Source organism: Streptomyces sp. ME19-01-6, assembly GCF_033793745.1.
Lineage (GTDB): Bacteria > Actinomycetota > Actinomycetes > Streptomycetales > Streptomycetaceae > Streptomyces.
In genome coordinates, this window is sequence record NZ_JARAXF010000018.1 from 135,578 (window position 1) to 153,175 (window position 17,598).

Genomic DNA, 17,598 nt, shown 5'->3' on the forward strand with positions numbered 1-17,598 from the left:
CATCGACCTGCCCACCGCGGAGCCTTCCCGTGCCCAGTCCCGGCCCTTATCGCGCGATCTTCGCCGCCCCCGGCACCAGAGGCTTCGCCGCCGCGGGGTTCCCCGGCCGGCTGACGATCTCGATGATGTCCATCGGCGTGGTCACCATGATCTCCGGGCTCACCGGCCGGTACGGACTGGCGGGCGCCGTGTCGGCCGCGCTCTCGATCTCCTCGGCGGCCCTGGGCCCTCAGGTCTCCCGGCTGGTGGACCGGCACGGCCAGCGCCGGGTGCTGCGCCCGGCCACCCTTGTCGCGCTCATCGCCATCGCCGGACTGCTGCTGAGCGCGCATCTGCGCTGGCCGGACTGGACGCTGTTCGCGTTCGCCGCGGCGGCCGGGTGCGTGCCGAGCATCGGGGCGATGGTGCGGGCCCGCTGGGCGGCGATCTACCGTGACGCGCCACGCGAGCTGCACGCCGCGTACGCCTTCGAGTCCGTCGTCGACGAGGCCTGCTTCATCGTCGGCCCGGTCCTGTCCATCGGACTGTCCACCGCCTGGTTCCCTGAGGCGGGCCCCCTGCTGGCCGGCTGCTTCCTCGCGGTCGGAGTGCTGGCGCTGACCGCGCAGCGCGCCACCGAGCCCGTGCCTCATCCGCGCGAGCACAACACCAGCGGCTCGGCGCTGCGCTCGGCCGGGCTCCTGGTGCTGATGACCGCCTTCGCCGCCGTCGGCGCGCTGTTCGGGGCGATCGACGTGGTGACGGTGGCCTTCGCCGAGGAGCAGGGCCACAAGGCCGCGGCAAGCGTGGTGCTCGCCATCTACGCGGCGGGTTCCTGCCTGGCGGGCGCGGTCTTCGGGCTGCTGCATCTCACGGGCCCGGCACCCCGCAGGTGGTTGCTGGGTGTCTGTGCGATCGCCGTGAGTATGATCCCCCTCCAACTGGTCGGGAACCTTTCGTTTCTGGCCGTGGCGCTCTTCGTCGCGGGCCTGGCCGTCGCACCGACGATGGTCACCACCATGGCCCTGGTCGAACAGCTCGTGCCACGCGCGAAACTGACCGAGGGCATGACCTGGGTGAGCACCGGGCTCTCGGTCGGGGTGGCGCTCGGCTCGTCGGTCGCCGGATGGGTGGTCGACGCCGCCGGGGCGCGCGCGGGGTACGCGGTGCCGGCCGTGGCCGGGGCGTTCGCGGCGGCGGTGGCGTTCCTCGGGTACCGCCGGCTGCGGCCGGCGCCACAGCGGGAGGGGTCGGGCGCGGATGGCCATAGGGACCGTAAGGACCATGAGGACCAGCCGGAACGGCGTGTGGCGTAACTGGGCGGGCAATGTGATCGCCCGCCCCGTCCGGAGCATCGCCCCCTCGTCGACCGCGGAGCTGGCCGAGGTGGTGCGTCAGGCAGCCGAGGAGGGCCTGCGGGTCAAGGCGGTGGGCACCGGCCACTCCTTCACCGCCGCGGCCGCCACGGACGGGCTGCTGATACGTCCCGAGCGGCTGGCCGGGGTCCGGGAGATCGACCGGGAGGCGGGGACGGTGACCGTCGCGGCCGGCACCCCGCTGTGGCAGCTCAACCAGACCCTGGCGGCACATGGCCTGTCGCTGACCAATATGGGCGACATCATGGAGCAGACGGTGGCCGGGGCCACCGCCACCGGCACGCACGGGACGGGCCGGGTCAGCGCGTCGATCGCCGCCCAGATCAGGAGCCTGGAGCTGGTGACGGCGGACGGCTCGGTGCTGCGCTGCTCGGCCCAGGAGAATCCGGAGGTCTTCTCCGCCGCCCGGATCGGGCTCGGCGCGCTGGGAGTGGTCAGCGCGATCACCTTCGCCGTGGAGCCGGAGTTCCTGCTCACCGCGCGTGAGGAGCCCATGCCCTTCGACCAGGTCATGGCGGATTTCGACCGACTTGTCGCAGAGAACGAGCACTTCGAGTTCTACTGGTTCCCGCACACGGGCAACTGCAACACCAAGCGCAATAACCGCACCACCGGGCCCGCCACCCCGCTGGGCCGGGTGAGCGGTTGGGTCGACGACGAGCTGCTGTCCAACGGCGTCTTCCAGGTGGCCTGCTCGGTGGGGCGGGCGGTCCCCGCCACCATCCCCGGCATCGCCAAGATCTCCAGCCGCGCACTGTCGGCCCGCACGTACACGGACATCCCTTACAAAGTCTTCACCAGTCCGCGCCGGGTCCGCTTCGTGGAGATGGAGTACGCGGTGCCGCGCGAGGCCGCGGTCACGGCGTTGCGTGACCTCAAGGCGACCGTGGAGCGTTCGGGACTCAGGGTCAGCTTCCCCGTGGAGGTACGCACCGCGCCGGCCGACGACATCCCGCTGTCCACCGCCTCCGGCCGGGACACCGCCTACATCGCGGTGCACCTGTACCGGGGCACCCCGCACCGGGCGTACTTCACGGCGGCCGAGCAGATCATGACCGCGCACGGCGGGCGCCCGCACTGGGGCAAGCTGCACAGCCGCGACGCCGCGTATCTGGCCGAGGCCTATCCGCGGTTCGGGGAGTTCACGGCCATCCGCGATCGGCTCGACCCGGAACGGCTGTTCGGCAACGACTATCTGCGGCGGGTGCTGGGCGACTGAGGCGCCCCGCCCGCCCCCGCCCTCAGCCCCCAACCTCCCATTCACCGCTGCCCGCACATTCGTTCCCATCCGAGAAGAGAAGCGAGCAAAATCGAAGGAGATCGTTCCGTTTCTGTCGATCATGTGAAACTTGCCACCCACATCACGCCCCACGCCGCCCAGTTCATGGTCCACAGGCCCCGCACGGCGAGAACTTGGCTGGCGCGCCGCTCCACCTGAGCGGCCCGAATGGAGTACTGTTGCGGTCCCTGGCCCCGCTTTCCCGTCCGGCCGCCCGGACCCAACGGGAGGGGCCAAAAGGCGGCAACTCAACCGGCGGCGCCGCGACATGACATGGGGATCGCTGCCCCGAGCGACGGCGCCGTCGTTTTGGGCTGCAAACAGGTCACCGTGTCATAACGGCGGATCGGGGCGCAGGCCCGACACGCCGGGCAACTCGGCAAAGTTGTGGCAGGCTGCACCCGGGCAGGCCACACTCGTCTAGCGGGAGAGCAGCGACGCAACCGTGACGTCGGCAGGCACCACCCGGGAGGTCCCCATGCCCGAACTGCGTGTCGTGGCCGTCAGCAACGACGGCACACGGCTGGTGCTCAAGGCTGCGGACAGCACGGAGTACACACTTCCCATCGACGAGCGACTGCGCGCCGCCGTGCGCAATGACCGCGCTCGGCTCGGCCAGATCGAGATCGAGGTCGAAAGCCATCTGCGGCCGCGCGACATCCAGGCCCGTATACGCGCCGGCGCCTCGGCCGAGGAGGTCGCGCAGATGGCGGGCATCCCCGTCGACCGCGTGCGCCGCTTCGAGGGTCCGGTGCTGGCGGAGCGCGCCTTCATGGCCGAGCGCGCCCGCAAGACACCCGTGCGCCGCCCCGGCGAGAACGCCGGGCCCCAGCTCGGCGAGGCCGTCGCGGAGCGGCTGTTGCTGCGCGGCGCGGAGAAGGACACCGCGCAGTGGGACTCCTGGCGGCGGGACGACGGCACCTGGGAGGTGCTGCTGGTCTACCGCGTGGCCGGAGAGCCGCACTCGGCCAGCTGGACCTACGACCCGCCCCGGCGGCTCGTACAGGCCGTGGACGACGAGGCCCGGTCGCTGATCGGCGAGGCCGACGACACCCCGGAGCCGAGCTTCCCGTTCGTGCCGCGGATCGCCCGGCTGCCGCGTGACCGGGACCGCGATCGGGAGCGGGAGCGGCAGGGCTCGTTCGAGCGTAGCGACGGGGAGTCCGACTCCACGTCGGCGTCCGCCTCGGTGGAGGACGGCCTCGGCGGCGAGCGGGACTCGCTCACCAGCCTGCTGGAAGCCGTGCCGAACTTCCGGGGCGACATGATCGTGCCGGATGCGCCGAGCGTCTCGTCCCCAGTGGACGAGCCCGCCGAGGAGCCGGAGGCCGTCGAGCCCCCGGCCCCGGCGGCGAGCGCCGGCTCGGCGTACGCGGACGTCCTGATGCCCCGTTCGGTCGCCGGCCACCGCGATCGGCTGACCGGCACCACGGACCGTCAGGCGGAGGCGGACGGAGTGCGCCCCGGCCGCCGGGCGGCGGTGCCGAGCTGGGACGAGATCGTCTTCGGCACCCGCCGCAAGAAACAGGAGTAGCGGCAGCCGCCGCGCCGGCCCCGCCGTCACTCCGACGGCGGGGCCGGCCCTCTTTTCAGGGCTCGGTTCACCTCCGGGGCGCTACAGCCTCCCCCAGCTACCGCTGGGAGGTGCCCCCGGCCCGGGCGGCAGCGCGCGCCGTCATGGCCCGCCCCTCGGGCCGGTGGCAGGTCAGCCCCGTTCGGGGCCGGTGGCCACCGGGCGGGTGGGGTCGGCGGACCACTCGCTCCAGGAGCCGACATACAGGGCCGCCGGGACGCCCGCGACCGCCAGCGCCAGCACCTGGTGGGCGGCCGACACGCCCGAGCCGCAGTAGACCCCCACCTCGGCGTCCTCGGTGGCGCCGAGCTCCGTGAAGCGCTCGGCCAGCCGCTCGGCGGACAGGAACCGGCCCTCGGGGGTGACGTTCTCCGTCGTCGGCGCCGAGACCGCCCCCGGGATGTGCCCGGCCACGGGGTCGATCGGCTCCACCTCGCCCCGGTACCGCTCGGCGGCCCGCGCGTCCAGCAGCAGCCCGCGCCGGGCCAGTGCCGCCGCGCCGTCCGCGTCCAGCAGCGGGACGGCGCCGGGCCGCGGCTCGAAGTCGCCCTCGGGCGGGGCGGTGGCCTCGGTGCTCAGCGGGCCGCCGCGCTCGGTCCAGGCGGCCAGGCCGCCGTCCAGGACGCGTACGGACGGATGGCCCGCCCAGCGCAGCAGCCACCAGGCGCGCGCCGCGCCCCACCCCTGTCCGCCGTCGTACGCCACCACGCGCCGGTCCGCCCGGACTCCGGCCCGGCGCATCGCGGCGGCGAAGTCGGACAGGGCGGGCAGCGGGTGTCGGCCGGCCGCGCCCGCAGGGCCCGCGAGCTCGGCCTCCAGGTCGATGAAGACCGCGCCGGGGAGGTGCCCGGCCTCGTAGGCTGGGCGGCCGGCCGGGCCGCCCAGCTGCCAGCGGACGTCCAGGAGGAGCGGCGGCCGCTCCCCGGCCAGCTCGTCCATGAGATCGGATGCGGTGATGATGGCATTCATGGGCATCATCCTTGCGTAGATGCGCCTGCGACGATTGGCGCACTCGATCACCCTTCGTACAGCTGACGGACATCTCGCGGCCATGGCCTGGAAACGGATGCGCGGCTCGAAAGCGGGCATTGTCCTGGCAGGAGCCGCGAATTGCGGCGCGGCCAGGGCGCGCGTTGCGACAGGTGGTGCGAATATCTGTCGGGCGCCACCCCCAACACCGCCCCGCCCATCAGCGGGCCGGCCGGAGCCGCACGGACACCACAATGGTCCGAGGAGAGAGTGACGATGACCGAGGCAGCGACTCGGCGCACACCGGGCACGCCTTGCTGGACGAGCCTGATGGTGCACAGCCTGGCCGCGACGCAGGACTTCTACCACGCCTTGTTCGGCTGGGAGTTCACCCCGGGGCCGCAGCACCTGGGCCCGTACGTACGCGCGCGGATCGGCGACCGGCCGGTCGCGGGACTGGGCGAGCTGCCTCCGGAGCGCCACCTCCCCGTCGCCTGGACGACGTATCTGGCCTCCGACGACGCCGACGAGACGGCGGAGCTGATCCGCGCCTGCGGCGGCACGGTGGCCGTGGGCCCGCTGGACGCGGACGAGGCGGGCCGGATGGCCCTCGCGGCCGACCCGGAGGGCGCGACCTTCGGCGTGTGGCAGGCGCGCGAGCACGTGGGCGCCGAGGAGATCGGGGCGCCGGGCTCCCCGGTCTGGCACGAGCTGATGACCCGTGAATCCGCGGCCGTCAGCAAGTTCTACGACACGGTCTTCGGCTGCCACAGCGAGCCCTGGGCTGCGGACGGCCCCGGCCCGGCCCCCGAGCCCGGGTCCGATGTGCGGATTCTGCGGGTGGCGGGGCGGCCGGTGGCCGCGATCCACGGCATGGGCGGCGCCCTGCCGCGCGACCGGGGCCCGCACTGGCGGACGTACTTCGCGGTGACCGACGTGGACAAGGCGGTGCGCCAGGTGACCGAACTGGGCGGCTCCGTCGTGCTGCCGCCCCGGGACGACGCGACGGGGCGTACGGCCACCGTCACGGACCCGGAGGGGGCGGCCTTCATCCTGGTCGGGACGGACGGCTGACGGGCGGCTAGGAGGCTGTCCGGGGCGTTTCGGCGTCGTGTGGCGCGGGGGCCGCCCGGGCCGCCGCCGGGTCGACGGGGAGCACATCCGGCGACAGCGTGGCGGCGCGGGCGGCCGCGGCCGTCATGCGGCGCCGGTGGTGACGCCGGCACAGCACCTCGTAACCCACCTCGGCCCTCAGCTGGTTGACGTCGCCGATGACGACCTGGGCGCCCTCGGCGACCATCTCACCGCCGACGGTACCGGCGTTGTGCGTGGCGCGGGCCCCGCACCAGCACAACGCCTCGACCTGCAGCACCTCGATCCGGTCCGCGAGCTCGACCAGGCGCTGTGAGCCAGGGAAGAGCTTGCTGCGGAAGTCGGTGGTGATACCGAAGGCGCAGACGTCGAGCCCGAGGTCGTCCACGACGCGGGCGAGCTGGTCGATCTGGGACGGGGCGAGGAACTGCGCCTCGTCCACGATCACATAGTAGGCGCGGCCGCCGGCCGTGAGGGTCCCGACCACATGGGTGTAGAAGTCGAGGTCGTCCCCCGCCTCGACGGCCTCGGTGACCAGCCCGAGCCGCGAGGAGAGCTTGCCCCGGCCCGCCCGGTCGTCCCGGGTGCAGATCATGCCCTGCAGGCCGCGCGCCGAGCGGTTGTGCTCGATCTGCAGAGCGAGGGTCCTTTTGCTTGACCATCCACCATCTGCCGTACAACCCGCGATACGAGCCTCGGCAGACTGCGCCATGCCTCGGCAGGGACTCCGGCCGGCGCGAGCGATGCCCCCGCCCGGCCCTGGAAGAAGTCCGCGTCGGGCTCTCGGAAGGGGGCCGGGCCCCGGCGACGGGAACGCAACGCCTTCGCCTGGGACGTCTCGCCTCGTGGTCATCCGATGGCTTGGCCGGTTCACTCCTGGAACTGGGTGAGATCGATGGTGTAGACGCTCAGCGGATAGCCGTACACCGGGTGTGCCGTCACCCGTTCCGGCACCATGTCCAGCTTCCGGATGACGTTCTCGGAGGCGTCATTGCCCACCCGGTTAATACTGATCACGCGGTCGAGGCCACGGTCCTGGAGCGCGAACTCCATCGTGGCTTGGGCGGCTTCGGACGCGTATCCCTGGCCCCAGAACTGTGAGCCCAGCCGCCAGCTGACCGCCACGGCGGGCAGCACCTCCGGCAGGAACTCGGGCACGGACAGACCCGTGAAGCCGGCCAGTTCACCCGAGGCCAGCAGCTCGACGGCGAAGAGGCCGAAGCCCTCCTCGTCCCACTCTTCCTCCCATCTTTCGATGGCCTCCGCCGTGTGGTCCAGGTCGCGCACCGAGCCGTCATCGATCCAGTGCATGACTCGCGGGTCCGCGTTGATGTCCGCCATTGGCGCAAGGTCGTCATCATGCCAGCGGCGGAGGAGGAGGCGGGGGGTGCGGATCTCGGTCATGGCGCCCATCCTGCCGAAGGCAAGGGCCTCATCGGTAATTGGCGCTTGCCCGTGTTGCCGCTCCGGGACCGCAAGCCATCAGGCTGCCCGCACCGCACGCCTTGGGTGAAACATCGACCTGATGGCCCGGGGAGGCAGCCTGCTGCGGCACCAAGATCGTTCACGGAATCGCGGCCAGAGCCGATTCCAGAGATCCCCATCACAGGAGCCCACAGCCGGGGGGAAGCAGCGGGCAGACGGCCGGCTGAGGCCGGGACCGCTGGGTCGCGATCTCGGGACGCGGGGCTGTCACTTTGTGTTAGCCTCGTGCTTTTGCGTGCTCGTGACGGTTGGCGATCCTGCCTGTCCGGTTCCTCTTGTTCGTCGACTGCTCATTCCTACCGGGCCTTCCTCGGTACATTCGCATACGGAAGGCTCTTCATGAATCACCCTGACCTCCCCGGCGCCTCGCCCAGCGATCTCGCCCCGCTCTTGACCACTGCGCCAACGGTGCCCCCGGTCGCTTCCTTCGCCAGCCTGGAACTGCCGGCCGAGGTGCTGCGAACGCTCAGCGAACTCGGTGTGCGCGAGCCCTTCCCGATCCAGGCAGCCACGCTGCCCAACGCCCTCGCGGGACGCGATGTCCTGGGGCGCGGGCGCACCGGATCGGGCAAGACGCTCGCTTTCGGCCTGCCGCTGCTCGCACGGACGGCTGGGCGGCGCGCGGAGCCGAAGCAGCCCCTGGCTCTGATCCTGGTGCCCACCCGAGAGCTGGCCCAACAGGTCACCGAGGCGCTTGCGCCGTACGCAGAGGTACTGCGGCTACGGATGGCCACGGTCGTCGGCGGCATGTCGATCGGTCGGCAGGCCGCTGCGCTCCGCGATGGAGCCGAGGTGGTCGTCGCCACCCCCGGCCGTCTGCACGACCTCATCGAGCGCAGGGCCTGCCGCCTGGGACGGGTAGGGATCACCGTCCTCGACGAGGCCGACCAGATGTGCGACATGGGCTTCCTGCCGCACGTGACCGGGGTGCTCGACCAGGTGCACCCCGACGGTCAGCGGATGCTGTTCTCGGCCACTTTGGATCGCGACGTCGACCACCTGGTCCGCCGCTACCTCCACGACCCCGTCGTCCACTCGGTCGACCCGTCCGCGGGCGCGGTCACGACGATGGACCACCATGTGCTGGTCGTCCACGGCCCCGACCGGTACGCCGTCACCACGGAGATCGCCGCCCGCGACGGCCGCGTACTGCTGTTCCTGGACACCAAGCACGCGGTCGACCAGCTCACCCGGCATCTGCGGGCCAGCGGAGTGCACGCCGCGGCCCTGCACAGCGGCAAGTCCCAGCCGCAGCGCACACGGACCCTGGCGCAGTTCAAGAACGGCCAGATCACCGTCCTGGTGGCGACCAATGTCGCGGCCCGTGGCCTGCACGTCGACGACCTCGATCTCGTGGTCAACGTCGACCCGCCCACCGACCCCAAGGACTATGTGCACCGCGCGGGCCGTACCGCCCGGGCCGGTGAGTCCGGCAGCGTCGTCACGTTGGTGCTGTCGGGCCAGCGCCGCGAGATGAGCCGACTGCTGGCAGAGGCCGGCATCGAGCCGACCATCACGAAGGTACGCTCGGGCGAGGCGGAGCTGAGCCGGATCACCGGGGCCAAGGCCCCCTCCGGCACCTCGCTCGACGGCGGGCCCGCCGCGCCCCGGCCCAAGAACACCAACGCTCCCTTCCGCGGCCTGGGGACCAGCAAGGACACCTCCCGCGGCGCAGGCGGCAAGTCCCGAAAGGCTGTCGAGGCCCGCAAGCTCGCCGAAGCCCGCAAGGCGGCCCGGGTGCGTCGCGGCGGCTGAGAGCCGCTGCCGTGATAACCGAATACTTCCGACCCCGGAACGGAGAACCTCCAGCCCGGCCCGAAACCCTCCTGTGCCTACACCTACGAGATGAACGCCCTCGTGGTGCGCCCGGCATGACAAGCTGTGCTTCCCAATACCCGAACCCAGGAGGTCGCCATGACCGCAGAGTCTGCATCCGAAGAAGGTTCGGAGGCGACCGACCCCGAGACGTCCGCTCTGGTGCCCGACAGCGACGGCCACTACGACCTGAAACGCAAGTTCCGGGAGGCCCTGGCGCGCAAGAACGGTGTACAGGCGGACGCCGCTGACCTCGCTGCGAACGTTGAGGCGTCGAAGGTCCGTAGGGCGAACGGCCCGGCTGCGAGCCAGCGGTCGTTCCGGCGCAAGAGCGGCGGCTGAGTCAATCAGTTCCGCGATCCGGCCGCCCCACAACACACCCTCTGGGCGCCACGAACTCGCGCCCTGTATATAGGCCCGGGACGTGCACATACCCCCGCGTGCCGGTTGCCGGTGAACTCGTAGCCGACGGTCTGCGCCTGTGGAAACGGGTCCCGCTGCGGTTGGCGCGGGCCGATGGCGTCGCCGCGTGGACTTGGTCCTGTCCGTGCCGCTCAGTTTGCGGCCCAGGATCAGGACGTCGTAAGCGAGTTCGGCTCCGGCCGTGTGAGTCACCGTGCGCGCGGCCGGAACGCGGCGGCTGCGGGCACGCCGAGCCACAGGTCCAGGTCGGGCCTGTCCAGGTTGGCGGGCTGCCGTAGCGTGACGCGCTCGGCCGGCCAGGCACCGGTCCCAGACCACGCACAGGTCGCTTCCAGGGTGGCGGGCATCGGACGGGTGGCTGCCAACGGCCGTGCAGTCGCCGTCGCCATGGCCGCAGTCAACGGCGCGGAAGGCAGGTTCGAGGCTCAAGAGGGGGCAAACGGCAGGACGTCCGGCGAGAGCGCGCCGGCACGCGCAGCGGCGCTCGTCATGCGGCGGCGGTGATGGCGTCGGCACAACACCTCGTAGCCGACCTTCGCGGTGGGGCGATTCACGTCACCGACGACAACCTGCTCACCCTCCACGACCATCTCGCCGCCCACCGTGCGGGCGTTGTGCGTGGCACGCGCCCCGCACCAGCACATCGCCTCGACCTGAAGGGTCTCTATCCGGTCCGCCAGCTCGATCAACCGTTGCGAGCCCGGGAAGAGCCTGGTCCGAAAGTCGGTCGTGATACCGAAGGCGAAGACATCGAGGCCCAGGTCGTCCACGACCCGCGCCAGCTGATCGATCTGCTCCGGCGCCAGGAACTGCGCCTCATCGACAATCAGATAGTCGACCTTGTCGCCCTGCGACATCCGACCCACGACATAGGCGTACAGATCCATCTCCTGCGCCGCCTCGACAGCCTCCGTCACCAGACCGAGTCGCGAAGACAGTTTCCCTTCCCCCGCCCGGTCATCACGCGTGAAGATCACGCCCTGTAGACCCCTTGCCGACCGATTGTAGATTCGCTGTAGAGCAAGTGTGCTCTTTCCGCAGTCCATGGTTCCGGAGAAGAACACCAGCTCGGGCATGGGGTCGCGAGGCCTTTCGTACGAGAGGGAGAGCGGCGCGGGAGAGGAGAACGGCTCAGGAGCGTACTTCGAGCAGCGGGACGAGCTGCTCGACGGGGGTCATCGAGCCGTGCAGCCCCACCATCGCCGACTCCTTCGGCTCGGTCCGCGACGCGACGATCGCGACGTCCGCGCTGGCGGCGGCCACCACATCGCCGATCCGCCGGTACACCCGCTCGTCCACGCCGCCGCCGCCGGCGTCGTCGGGTTGCCCGAACCAGCCCGCCTCGATGGCCTCGTCGCGGCTCGCCACCCACATCCGGTCGCCGAGCACCTCGCGCCACACCGCCAGCACATCGCTCGCCGCGCCGGGGACCGCGTACACATGGCGGGCCCGGCCCTCGCCGCCCAGCAGGGCGACTCCGGCCCGCAGCTCCCAGTCCTCGTCGAAGTCGATCCGCGACTCCGGGTCGAAGGGGATGTCGATCATGCCGTGGTCAGCGGTCACGTAAAGGGCGGCGCGGGGCGGCAGTTGCTCGGCGAGGCGCTGCACGAGCCCGTCCACATAGCGCAGCTGGGCGCGCCACTCGTCGGAGTCGACGCCGAAGCGGTGCCCCTTGCCGTCGACTTCGCTGTAGTACGTGTACACCAGCGAGCGGTCGCTCGCGGCCAGCTGCTCGGCCGCGAGGTCCATCCGCTCCTCGCCGGAGAGCCGGCCATGGAAGGTGCCGCCGCTCAGAGCGATCTTGGTGAGCGGCGTCTCGGCGAAGGTCGGCGCGGACACCTGGCAGGTGTGCACACCCGCGGCGTCGGCCAGTTGGAAGACCGTGGGATACGGCTGCCAGGCCTGCGGATCCGTCCACGGCTGCCAGCGCAGCTGGTTCATCAGCCGGCCGGTGGCAGGATCGGCCACCGTATAGCCGGGCAGGCCGTGGGCGCCGGGCGGCAGGCCCGTGCCGACGGAGGCCAGGGATGTCGCGGTGGTGGAGGGGAAGCCCGCGGTGATCGGCGCTCCGGTGCCGCTCAGCGAGCCGGGCAGCAGCGAGGCCAGGAAGGGCGCTTCGGCGGGGTGGGCGCGCAGCAGCTCCCAGCCGAGGCCGTCGACCAGGAACACGCACACGCGGTCGGCGGGCGCGAGAGCGAGGCCGGAGGTCAGGCCCGGGACGCCCTGGCCCGCGGCGACGGCGGGCAGCAGGTCGGCGAGCGATCCCCTGCCGTAGCGGGGCACGGGGGCGGAGCGAGGGTCGAGCGGCTCGGGCTCGGGCTCATGCCATCGGGCGGCGGTGGCGGAGTCCGCGATGGAGTCGGACATCAGCGGCCGGAGTCCGGCGTGTCCGCGGTGGCTTCCGAGAGCGACTGGGCGAAGGAGAGGGTCTGCCGGACGCTGTCGGGGCCGTCGCCCGCCTCGCTGACCCGCAGGCTCAGATCGTCGGCGGTGGAGGAGCCGGTGTAGCCGTGGTCGGCCTCGCAGTTGGGGTCGCCACAGGCGGCGGGCTCGAGGTCGAGGCGGTTGACGGCGCCCCAGCCGATGGTGAGGACCACCTCGCGGGGCAGCGTGCCGGGGGTGTACGACTCGGGGTTGGCCACGACCCGGCTCAGCACGACCGAGGAGATCCGCTGCAACTTCACGGACTCGGTGGAGGTGGTGGCGTACGGCGACGGGGAGGTGCCGTCGGCCGCTTGCTCGTCGGTGTGACTGACGATGAAGCGGGTGCCGGTCAGGACGAGGACCGTGACATGGCGGCGGACCTCGTTGGAATCGAAGGTGGTCTCCTGGTGGACCAGATACGAGACGACCGGCTCACCACCCACGGCGGCCTCCACCGCTTCGGCAACGAGTGCCGGGTAATAGCCGCTGCGCTCGATCGCCGCGCGCAGCCCCTGGGTCGTCGTACCGGTCTTCGCCATGTCCCCATCCTACGGGGCCGCACCGACACCGGCGCCCACGCCGACCACGGCTGAGGACGTCAGTAGCTGGGCAGGTGGCGGGGGCCGAGGTCGGTGCGCGGGGGCGGCGGGGCCAGCCGCACGGCCGCACCGAGCACGGACAGGCCGCGCTGGGCGACGACGACCGGTTCGAGGTCGACGGCGACCACCTCGGGATGGTCGTCCACCATGCGGGACACCCGCAGCAGGAGCTCTTCGAGCGCCGCGGTGTCGACGGGGCGGGAGCCGCGCCAGCCGAACAGGAGCGGCGCGGTCCGGATGGATCTGATCAGCTCGGCGGCGTCCCGGTCGGTCGCCGGGACGAGCCGGTGGGCGGTGTCGCCGAGCAGCTCGGAGGGGGCTCCGGCGAGCCCGAAGGAGAGCACCGCCCCGGCGGCGGGGTCGATGGCGGCCCGTACGACGGTGTCGACGCCGCGCGGGGCCATCCGCTGCACGACGAGCCGCAGCTCTTCGGGGGCGCCGAGGTAGCCGGTCAACTCGGCGTAGGCCCGGCGCAGTTCCGCCTCCTCACCGAGGTCGAGCCGCACTCCGCCGAGGTCGGCGCGGTGGCGCAGGTGGGGGGCGGTGGTCTTGAGGGCGACGGGAAAGCCGAGCCTGGCCGCGGCCCGCACGGCGGCGTCCGGGTCGGCGGCGGGGAGCGCGGGCAGCACGCTGACGCCGTAGCGGGCGAGGAGGCGCTGGGCGTCGGGGGCGGAGAGGGTGACGGCGTACGGGGCCGAGGCGTCCGCCGCCGCGACGGGCGACGCGGCGGCATCCGGGGCCGAGGCGTCCGCCGCCGCGACGGGCGACGCGGCGGCATCCGGGCGCGGGCCGCCGCCGGCCGGGGCGCACTGCGGCTGGGGGGCGTGTGCCGGGGAGGCATAGGCCGCGGTGTCCACGGCCAGGGCGCCGTGCGTCGCACCGTCGGTCGCCGCGCCCCCAGCCGGGACGCCCTCGGCCAGCGCGCCCTCGACCGGCGCGCCTTCGCTCGGGGCGAGCAGTACGGCGATGTCGGCCGCGGCCCCCGCTTCGTCGATGTCCTCGTACTCGGGGAGCTGCGCCGTCTTACCCGCCTCCTCGACCTGCCGCCGCCACCGCGCGTACCCCGCGGCCTCGGCGAGGGCCCGTACGGCGCGCTCCGCGGCTGGGTACGCGGGGATCCGCGGGGCGGGGAAGGGCGCCCCGTCAGCCCCGTCGACCTCTTCCCCGCGCCCTGCCCCGGCCCCGACGGCGTCCCAGGGTGCGGTCAGGGCCTCGGCGAGCCCGGGGATCTCCAGGTGGACCACCGCCACCGGCTTGGCCGCGCCGCGTGCCGCGGCTTCGGCGGCGGCGCCGCGCATCGCCCCGGCGAGGTCGGCCGCGTCGGAGTCGCCGACCCAGGGGATGGCGGTGACGACGACGGCGTCGCACGCATCGTCGGCGAGGGCCTCGGCGAGGGCTCGCCGGAAGTCGTCGGGGGCGGCGGCCGTGGTCAGGTCGCGGGGCGGCAGCGGGCGCAGCCCGTCGGTGAGGCAGGCGTCGTAGGTGAGCAGCCCCAGGGAGTCGGAGTTGCCGAGGATGGCGATGCGCGGGCCGCCGGGGAGCGGCTGGGAGGCGAGCAGCAGCCCGGCGTCGACGAGTTCGGTGACCGTGTCGACCCGGATGACGCCCGCCTGTCGCAGCAGGGCGGAGACGGTGGTGTCCGGGATGCCGGGGGTGGGGACGGCGTGGCCGGTGGGGGCGCTGCCGCTGTGGCGGGCGCCTTTGACGACCACGACCGGCTTGACCGCGGCCGTGCGCTTGGCGAGCCGGGAGAACTTGCGGGGGTTGCCGATGGACTCGAGGTACATCAGGGCGACGTCGGTCTGCGGGTCGTCGTACCAGTACTGCAGGACGTCGTTGCCGGACACGTCGGCGCGGTTGCCCGCGGAGACGAAGGTGGAGACCCCGGCGGCCCCCGCGCCGCGCAGGGCCAGCCCGGACAGCAGCGCGATGCCTATCGCCCCGGACTGGGTGAACAGGCCGAGCCGCCCGGGGGCGGGCAGCCGCGGCGAGAGGGAGGCGTTCAGCCGCACGCCGCCGGCGGTGTTGATGACGCCGAAGGCGTTGGGGCCGATGATCCGCATGCCGTAGGTGCGCGCCTGGCGGACCAGCTCGCGCTGCCGGTCGCGGCCCCCCAGCCCGCTCTCCGCGTAGCCGGCGGAGAGCACGACGAGGCCCTGGACGCCGCTGTCGCCGCAGTCCGCGACCACGGAGGGCACCTGTGCGGCGGGGACGGCGACGACGGCGAGGTCGACCGGGCCGCCGATCTCGCGGATCGAGCGGTGAGCCGGGACGCCCTCGGGGTCGAGCCGCTCCTGTTCCTCGGGAAAGGCGCTGTTGACGGCGTACACGCGACCAGTGAACCCGCCGTCGAGGAGGTTACGCAGCACGGTGCGGCCGACACCGCCCGGGGCACGCCCGGTGCCGATGACGGCGATGGAGCCGGGAGCGAGCAGCCGCTGTACGGAGCGGGCCTCGGCGCGCTGCTCGCGGGCGCGCATGACGGCCAGGGAGCGGTCGGTGGGTTCGAGGTCGAACTCCAGGCGGACGACGCCGTCCTCGAAGCTGCGCTTCTGGGTGTAGCCCGCGTCCGTGAACACCTTGATCATCTTGATGTTGGCCGGCAGTACCTCGGCGGCGAAGCGACGGATCCCGCGCTCGCGGGCGACGGCGGCGATGTGCTCGAGGAGCACGGAGGCCACCCCGCGGCCCTGGTGGGCGTCCTGGACGAGGAAGGCGACCTCGGCCTCGTCGGCCGGCGCCGCCGAGGGCATGCCTTGGGCGTCGATCCGGTCGTAGCGGACGGTGGCGATGAACTGGCCCCCGACCGTGGCGGCCAGGCCCACCCGGTCGACGTAGTCGTGGTGCGTGAAGCGGTGCACGTCGCGGTCGGAGAGCCGGGGGTAGGGCGCAAAGAAGCGGTAGTACTTGGACTCGTCCGAGACCCGCTCGTAGAAGCTGACCAGGCGCTGCGCGTCGTCGGGGGTGATGGGGCGGATCCGGGCGGTGCCGCCGTCGCGGAGCACCACATCGGCCTCCCAGTGGGCCGGGTAGGCATGGGTGTCGGACGGCAGCCGCATGCGGCCAAGACTACGGCCCGGGCGGAAGGAGGTCCGGACGTCCGTATGGCGGACACCCTTGCGTTGGGAGGAGGTGTCGAGGGAAGGTCCATATCGGACCCGTACGGGCACGTGCGGGCCTACTCGGACACTTTCCGGGCAGACGCAGACATGCGACACCATATGATATTGGTCTAGACAACAGCAACTCCGCACCTGAAGGGCAACACCATGGCTGAGCGCCGCGTCAACATCGGCTGGGCCGAGGGCCTGCACGCCCGCCCCGCGTCGATCTTCGTCCGGGCGGCCACCGCCGCCGGCGTCCCCATCACGATCGCCAAGGCGGACGGCACCCCGGTCAACGCCGCTTCCATGCTCGCGGTGCTCGGTCTGGGCGCCCAGGGCGGCGAGGAGGTCGTCCTGTCCTCCGACGCGGACGACGCCGAGATCGCGCTCGACCGGCTGGCCAAGCTGGTCGCGGAGGGGCTCGAGGAGCTTCCGGAGACCGTCTGACTGACTCCATCCGATTCGCCTGGGACTCGGCGAATCAATTCGGCACATCCACACGGCGCGGCCGCGGTGACCCATGACAGGGGACCGCGGCCGTACTGTTTATCCACGCGATATCAGAAATACGGGGACGCGAAATCGGCGGCCGCGGAAATCCACGGCCGCTATGCACCGGCGGCCATTCTTAGAAGTTGTATACGGGGCCGCTGTTAATTCCGGACACCCGCCGTGTTTACGGAATGTTTCGAACCGCTCACACGGGAGGGGCGGCGCAGCCGGTATTCCGACATCGAGCGCTCGGCGTGCGCCGCGGCGAGCGCCCGCGCACGGTTGGCGTCGCCGCGCGCCACCGCGTCGACCAGCGCGCCGTGCTCGTCCCAGGACTCCACGGCCCGGAGCGAGAAGTCGGAGCGCAGGGCGCCGCCCGGGGCGGGCTGCGTCGGTCGGCCGGCCGGTTCCACCGCGTACACCCAGGCGATCTTGCGCCTCAGCTGCACCAGCAGCCCGGCCAGGCTCGGGCTGCCGGAGGCCTGGGCCAGCGTCTCGTGGAACCAGTCACCGAGCGACCGCAACTCGCCCAGCTGCCCGCGCTGGGCCCGCTCCTGGCCGAGCCGGACCAGGCCGCGCAACACCTTCAGATGCGCCTCGGTGCGCCGCTGGGCGGCCCGGGCGGCTCCCAGCGGCTCCAGCAGGGCGCGGATGTCCAGCAAGTCGGCGGCCTCCCGGTCGGACGGCTGAGCGACGCACGCGCCCGCGTGTCTGCGGGTGGTCACAAAGCCTTCCGACTCCAGGGTGCGCAGCGCCTCGCGCACGGGCACGCGCGAGACGCCGTAGCGCCGGGCGAGGAGTTCCTCGATCAGCCGGCTGCCGGGCGCGAAGGTGCCGGAGACGATGTCGTCGCGGATCGCCGTACACACCGCGTGCGCCGAAATCCGACGACCGCCCGGCGTCGCGGTCGTATCGCCGCTCACTTCCGGTCCCGCATTGTCGAACCTCCGCCTTAATCTCCGCGAAACGCAGCCGATTGACGCGTGTT

The 17,598-nt window shown here is 72.4% G+C and carries 16 protein-coding genes; 7 read left to right on the top strand and 9 right to left on the bottom strand.

Features of this window, described 5'->3' with window-relative positions; genetic code table 11:
• The first annotated feature begins 29 nt into the window (after window positions 1–29).
• The 3 genes from PV419_RS32460 to sepH all read left to right on the top strand — a co-directional run bounded on the left by PV419_RS32460 (window position 30) and on the right by sepH (window position 4,168).
• Window positions 30–1,295: an MFS transporter gene (locus tag PV419_RS32460; RefSeq protein WP_319695042.1), complete on the top strand. Its 1,266-nt coding sequence runs from the start codon at window positions 30–32 to the stop codon at window positions 1,293–1,295.
• Window positions 1,264–2,574, top strand: coding sequence for a D-arabinono-1,4-lactone oxidase (locus PV419_RS32465; RefSeq protein ID WP_319695043.1), 1,311 nt, complete (start codon window positions 1,264–1,266; stop codon window positions 2,572–2,574). The genes PV419_RS32460 and PV419_RS32465 overlap by 32 nt, the downstream gene beginning before the upstream one ends.
• Window positions 2,575–3,079: 505 nt before the next feature.
• Window positions 3,080–4,168, top strand: coding sequence for a septation protein SepH (sepH, locus tag PV419_RS32470; protein ID WP_415925421.1), 1,089 nt, complete (start codon window positions 3,080–3,082; stop codon window positions 4,166–4,168).
• 171 nt (window positions 4,169–4,339) lie between these two features.
• On the opposite strand, the gene PV419_RS32475 is transcribed toward sepH, so the two are convergent.
• Window positions 4,340–5,176, bottom strand: a complete 837-nt coding sequence (locus PV419_RS32475) for a sulfurtransferase (RefSeq protein ID WP_319695046.1) — start codon at window positions 5,174–5,176, stop codon at window positions 4,340–4,342.
• Window positions 5,177–5,452: 276 nt separating this feature from the next.
• Between PV419_RS32475 and PV419_RS32480 the strand changes: the two genes are divergently transcribed.
• Window positions 5,453–6,250 (top strand): VOC family protein, encoded by a 798-nt coding sequence (locus tag PV419_RS32480; protein ID WP_319695047.1) that lies wholly within the window; start codon window positions 5,453–5,455, stop codon window positions 6,248–6,250.
• Window positions 6,251–6,257: 7 nt separating this feature from the next.
• On the opposite strand, the gene PV419_RS32485 is transcribed toward PV419_RS32480, so the two are convergent.
• Both PV419_RS32485 and PV419_RS32490 read right to left on the bottom strand, forming a co-directional pair.
• Window positions 6,258–6,980: a thymidine kinase gene (locus PV419_RS32485; RefSeq protein ID WP_319695048.1), complete on the bottom strand. Its 723-nt coding sequence runs from the start codon at window positions 6,978–6,980 to the stop codon at window positions 6,258–6,260.
• Between the two features lie 158 nt (window positions 6,981–7,138).
• Window positions 7,139–7,672, bottom strand: coding sequence for a GNAT family N-acetyltransferase (locus tag PV419_RS32490; RefSeq protein ID WP_319695050.1), 534 nt, complete (start codon window positions 7,670–7,672; stop codon window positions 7,139–7,141).
• 420 nt (window positions 7,673–8,092) lie between these two features.
• On the opposite strand from PV419_RS32490, the gene PV419_RS32495 reads away from it, so the two are divergent.
• Window positions 8,093–9,508 (top strand): DEAD/DEAH box helicase, encoded by a 1,416-nt coding sequence (locus PV419_RS32495; RefSeq protein WP_319695052.1) that lies wholly within the window; start codon window positions 8,093–8,095, stop codon window positions 9,506–9,508.
• A gap of 159 nt (window positions 9,509–9,667) precedes the next feature.
• A complete protein-coding gene (locus PV419_RS32500; protein WP_319695054.1) occupies window positions 9,668–9,910 on the top strand; it encodes a DUF5302 domain-containing protein in 243 nt (80 codons plus the stop codon).
• Window positions 9,911–10,179: 269 nt separating this feature from the next.
• On the opposite strand, the gene PV419_RS32505 is transcribed toward PV419_RS32500, so the two are convergent.
• From PV419_RS32505 to PV419_RS32525, 5 genes are read right to left on the bottom strand one after another with little or no spacing between them, the layout of a single operon-like run.
• Window positions 10,180–10,380, bottom strand: a complete 201-nt coding sequence (locus PV419_RS32505; protein WP_319695055.1) for a hypothetical protein — start codon at window positions 10,378–10,380, stop codon at window positions 10,180–10,182.
• Between the two features lie 36 nt (window positions 10,381–10,416).
• Window positions 10,417–11,067, bottom strand: a complete 651-nt coding sequence (locus tag PV419_RS32510) for a thymidine kinase (protein ID WP_319695057.1) — start codon at window positions 11,065–11,067, stop codon at window positions 10,417–10,419.
• Window positions 11,068–11,122: 55 nt separating this feature from the next.
• Window positions 11,123–12,358, bottom strand: coding sequence for an alkaline phosphatase family protein (locus PV419_RS32515; protein WP_319695059.1), 1,236 nt, complete (start codon window positions 12,356–12,358; stop codon window positions 11,123–11,125).
• Complete coding sequence (locus tag PV419_RS32520; protein WP_319695060.1) at window positions 12,358–12,954, bottom strand: DUF5998 family protein; 597 nt, start codon at window positions 12,952–12,954, stop codon at window positions 12,358–12,360. Before PV419_RS32520 ends, PV419_RS32515 begins: the two co-directional genes overlap by 1 nt.
• A gap of 59 nt (window positions 12,955–13,013) precedes the next feature.
• A complete protein-coding gene (locus tag PV419_RS32525) occupies window positions 13,014–16,073 on the bottom strand; it encodes a GNAT family N-acetyltransferase (RefSeq protein WP_319695061.1) in 3,060 nt (1,019 codons plus the stop codon).
• Between the two features lie 210 nt (window positions 16,074–16,283).
• On the opposite strand from PV419_RS32525, the gene PV419_RS32530 reads away from it, so the two are divergent.
• On the top strand, window positions 16,284–16,565 hold the full coding sequence (locus PV419_RS32530) for an HPr family phosphocarrier protein (protein ID WP_319695062.1): 282 nt from the start codon (window positions 16,284–16,286) through the stop codon (window positions 16,563–16,565).
• Window positions 16,566–16,771: 206 nt separating this feature from the next.
• Here the strand turns inward: PV419_RS32530 and PV419_RS32535 are convergent, their stop codons facing one another.
• Window positions 16,772–17,533, bottom strand: a complete 762-nt coding sequence (locus PV419_RS32535) for a GntR family transcriptional regulator (RefSeq protein WP_319695064.1) — start codon at window positions 17,531–17,533, stop codon at window positions 16,772–16,774.
• Between the last annotated feature and the right edge of the window lie 65 nt (window positions 17,534–17,598).